This is a genomic window from Elusimicrobiota bacterium, from assembly GCA_041658405.1.
Lineage (GTDB): Bacteria > Elusimicrobiota > UBA5214 > JBBAAG01 > JBBAAG01 > JBBAAG01.
In genome coordinates this window covers 1-3,531 of the sequence record JBBAAG010000141.1, presented here as the reverse complement: position 1 = coordinate 3,531, position 3,531 = coordinate 1, and the positions used below count along the sequence as shown (strand labels likewise).

3 protein-coding genes are annotated in these 3,531 nt (G+C 40.6%); all 3 read left to right on the top strand.

Going from position 1 to position 3,531, the window contains the following annotated elements:
- The coding region (locus WC955_13255) for a glycosyltransferase (GenBank protein ID MFA5860022.1) at positions 1-1,758 on the top strand (1,758 nt) is incomplete at its 5' end.
- A 6-nt stretch (positions 1,759-1,764) separates the two neighbouring features.
- Entirely contained in the window at positions 1,765-2,436 is a 672-nt protein-coding gene (locus WC955_13250; GenBank protein MFA5860021.1) for a methyltransferase domain-containing protein, read from the top strand.
- A 1-nt stretch (position 2,437) separates the two neighbouring features.
- Positions 2,438-3,531 (top strand): glycosyltransferase family 4 protein (locus WC955_13245; protein ID MFA5860020.1); only part of this gene is annotated, 1,094 nt, incomplete at its 3' end.

The following is a 3,531-nucleotide window of genomic DNA, read 5'->3' as shown; positions in this document are numbered from 1 at the left end:
CGGCAGCCTGAAGTTCCAGTTATTGTCACATGCGGGAGGTTGGTGCAGTGCAAAAATTTTGAACTCCTTATCCGCGCAGTGGGGGAAGTTATTAAACAGATGCCGGTTAGGTTGGCTCTTATCGGTGATGGTGTCGAACGCAGTAATCTTGAATATCTTGTGAGAAAACTTGGGTTGGAAAAAAGTGTTGTATTCCTGGGGTTCCAGGTTAATCCTTATAAATACCTTAAACGCAGTACCGTGTTTGCATTGAGTTCAGATATTGAAAGTTTTGGGCTTGTCCTTGTGGAAGCGATGATCTGCGGGATTCCGGTAGTGTCTACCGACTGTCCCTCCGGCCCGCGGGAAATTGTTACACACGAAAAAAATGGCTTGCTGTCACCGGTTAGGGATATTAATAAACTGGCGGATAATATTCTCTGTGTTCTGAAGAATAAAGCTCTATCACAAGAGTTTGTCAATGCAAACAAAGTGGTGGTAACGATGTTTGATCCTAATAAAATTACAGATGAGTATCAACGGATGATCAATGAGGTGTGCGAGAAGGATAAGCATTTAGTTCTTGCAGGGTTGAATTTTGATTTTGAACTTCAGCAAGGGGATAAAAATTTTTGGATTGAACTTATAAATGAAATAAGCGGGAAGTTTAACAGGATTACGATTATTACAATAAAGCAGGCTGATATGGAAATGTCAGAGTTTATGCTGGGGCAATGTAAAGTTGTTATAAAGTATAAATCACCATTTATCTTAGCAACACCTGGGAAACTGAGGAGGGGATTATTTCAGGTAAACTGGCAGGGGAGGGCGTTTCCATCGGAACTGGCAGTAGTGGAAAAGTTTTTTGTTGGATATGGAATACTTAGGTTACTTAATCAGATATTCAAACATATTCAATATGGGAATGTTCATCTGATGGATAATATGGGGTTTACAAACAGGAGTATTGCACAGTTTGCGTCTTCCCATGGTGCGGGTACTACGGTTTCTGCAATAAGTTATCAGGGGCATAATGTCAATATTTATCATATGTACCTTAAAATGTCTTATCAGAACAAAAATCTCAAAGTGGTACCGTACTCAGAATGTTTTGCCGCTAAACTTGAACAGATAGGAATTCCGCGTAAAAGTTTAGTACAGATACATTGGGGTATAAAAAATGATGAGGTTACGTTCAATACTGAGCAAGAAATTATTGCTATGCGTACAGAACTGGGGTTATCAAAAGATAAAGTGGTGATTCTGTGGTCGGGTTTTATTCAACAAATACGTGAGAGGTCATTTATGCTGGCATACCATGCAGCAGTTGAAGCGGTGAAGCTGGGATTAAATGCAGAGTTTTATTTTGCGTTTAAACCGGAATCGTTTAATGAGAAGTATTTTGGTATGGCGGCAAAAGGTGTTAAGATAAGTGTTACCGGTATTAAACAGTTTGTTAAATTGAAGAGCTGCTGCGATATTTTTTATTCTCCTATAATAAACCCGCAGTATATTATTGCACCGCCTCTTACCTGGATAGAAGTTATGAATCTTGGGAAGCCTATAGTTACCACCGTTGCCGGTGGGGTGGATGAAATTGTGGAGGATGGGGTAACGGGATTTATCGCAAATAATGAAGAGGAGTTAATAAAAAAACTTTTTGTCGCAGTGGAGAGTTATAAGCAGATGAAAAATATGTGTATATCTAAGGTTAAGGAAAAATATAGTATAAAAAGAATCGGGGAGCAGTATGTCAAGATGTTTAACAATGGACAGTGAAATTTTATGAATAACGGATATAACGCCCGGGATGGGTATAAAAACGCGGAAGTTGTGAAGTCGTATGACGAAAAAAGGTTTACATCATTGTACGGCAGGACGGTTGATGTAATTGAAAAAAAGTTGATACTTCGTGCATTTGAATATGCAGAAGTTGTCCCGCCGGGGAGGGTTATGGATCTTCCTTGCGGGACCGGGAGAGTGTCGTTGATGCTTGCAGAACTTGGATTTGACGTTACGGGAGTTGATGTTTCTGAAGAAATGGTGAAAATGTCACAACATAAGTATGAAGCTTTTCAGCAAAAGTATGGGAAGTTTAGCGCTATGGTTGGCGACGGGGAAAAGTTGAAGTTTGAAGATAATGCGTTTGATGCTGTAGTATCTCTTCGTTTATTCGGGCATACCCCGGATGCTGTACGCCAAAATATTGTGCGCGAGTTCGCGCGGGTTACGCGTAGATGGTGTATAGTAGCGTATTATCTTAGAGGGACGCTGCAGTGCGTACTACGAAAAGGTAAACGGCAAAAAAAGGGTGTATACTGGAATCCTATTGCCTTAAAAGATGTGAAGGCTGATCTACAATCTTCAGGGTTAATGCTAAGAAAATGTTTTTTTCTTTTCCCCGGTGTTTCTGAAACTGTTGTTGTGTTAGCGGAAAAAAGTGGGTTAAAGGGATAAGATGAAGGTATTATTGATAAATAAATTTTTATACCCCAAGGGAGGGGATGCGGTTGTTACCCTTGAGACCGGTAAGTTATTGGAAAAAAACGGGGATAAGGTTGTGTACTGGGGTATGCAGCATGAGTTAAACCCTGTATATAAACATAGCGGTAAGTTTGTTTCAAACATAGATTTTAATGCCGGCAAGCTGGGTGTGGGAAGGAAAATTAAAGCGATAACGGATATATGGTATTCATTCGAAGCAAAAAGTAAAGTTGAAAAAGTTGTGGTTGAAGAAAAACCTGATATTGTGCATCTGAACAATTTCGCACATCAGATTTCGCCGTCGGTTATTGATATTTTTAAAAAGTACAGTATTCCTGTTGTTATGACAATGCATGATTACAAACTCGTCTGTCCTGCGTATTCCATGCTTTCCGGAGGGCGTCCTTGTGAAAAGTGTAAAGACGGGAAGTATTTTAATTGTTTGCTCAACAAGTGTACAAAAGGTTCGATGTTTAAAAGTTTGGTTAATACCGCAGAGATGTACCTGCATCATAATATTATGCATATTTATGATTATGTTAAGTGCTATATCTCGCCAAGTAGGTTTATGTTTGATAAGGTAAAGGAAATGGGATTGCAAGGCAGAGTTGAGTACCTTCCAAACTTTATTGATTTATCAGAATACGAAATACCCGCGGGGGCGGGTACCCTGCATGAACCGTTGATACTGTATGTTGGAAGGTTATCTTCAGAAAAAGGTGTGATGACCTTAGTGAAGGCCGCTATTAAAAGCGGGATACGAACGGAGCTCGCAGGTGATGGGCCGTTAAGGAAAGAGTTGGAAGGTGTGATTTCAAATAGCCGCGCGGGGAATGTTAAGTTACTGGGTTTTCTTTCACGCAGGGAAGTTCTTGATAAAATACGTCAGGCCGCAGTGACAGTGATGCCGTCGGAGTGTTATGAGAACAACCCAAGGGCGGTATTAGAATCATTTGCACTAGGTACACCGGTGATCGGGTCAAGGATCGGCGGGATCCCTGAGCTTGTAGTGGATAATCTTACTGGCTGGACATACGAACCTTTTAATCCTGATGCTTTGGCTGTGGT

Bases quoted from the DNA above. Each gene is read 5' to 3' on its own strand.
- WC955_13250 (MFA5860021.1), top strand. From the start codon at position 1,765: ATGAATAACGGATATAACGCCCGGGATGGGTATAAAAACGCGGAAGTT.